Source organism: Streptomyces glaucescens (assembly GCF_002154375.1).
Lineage (GTDB): Bacteria > Actinomycetota > Actinomycetes > Streptomycetales > Streptomycetaceae > Streptomyces > Streptomyces glaucescens.
The window spans coordinates 1-628 of record NZ_MUND01000865.1; the positions used below are offsets into that span (position 1 = coordinate 1).

At 65.3% G+C, this 628-nt stretch carries 1 protein-coding gene; it reads left to right on the top strand.

Features of this window, described 5'->3' with window-relative positions; translation table 11 throughout:
* A partial coding sequence (thyX, locus tag CCN42_RS38585; protein WP_107427721.1) for an FAD-dependent thymidylate synthase occupies window positions 1–508 on the top strand: 508 nt, incomplete at its 5' end.
* Window positions 509–628 lie beyond the last annotated feature (120 nt).

Genomic DNA, 628 nt, shown 5'->3' on the forward strand with positions numbered 1-628 from the left:
GATCAACTACCTGATGAGGGACCGGCACGGCAGCCCCTTCGAGCACAACTCGATGACGTTCCTGATCAGTGCCCCGATCTTCGTCTTCCGCGAGTTCATGCGGCACCGCGTCGGCTGGTCCTACAACGAGGAATCGGGCCGCTACCGCGAGCTGGAGCCGGTCTTCTACGTCCCCGACACCTCCCGCAAGCTGGTCCAGCAGGGCCGCCCGGGCAAGTACACCTTCGTCGAGGGAACGCCGGCGCAGTACGACACGGTCCACCGGGTGCTCGACGAGTCCTACCAGCAGGCCTACGCCGCCTACCAGAAGCTCCTCGCCGAGGGCGTCGCCCGCGAGGTCGCCCGCTCGGTCCTCCCCGTCGGCCTGTTCTCCTCGATGTACGCCACCTGCAACGCGCGCTCGCTGATGCACTTCCTCGGTCTGCGCACCCAGCACGAGCTGGCGAAGGTGCCGTCCTTCCCGCAGCGGGAGATCGAGATGGTCNNGAACGGACGTGTGGCGCCGTAGCGCACCTGTTCCCCGCGAGCGGGCACAGATGTACGGTCAGCCGAGTGAAGTGTCCGTATTGCGGCATTTAGTGAAGTTCATCTAGCCTGATCAAACGGACCCGGCACTGCTTGAACCCCC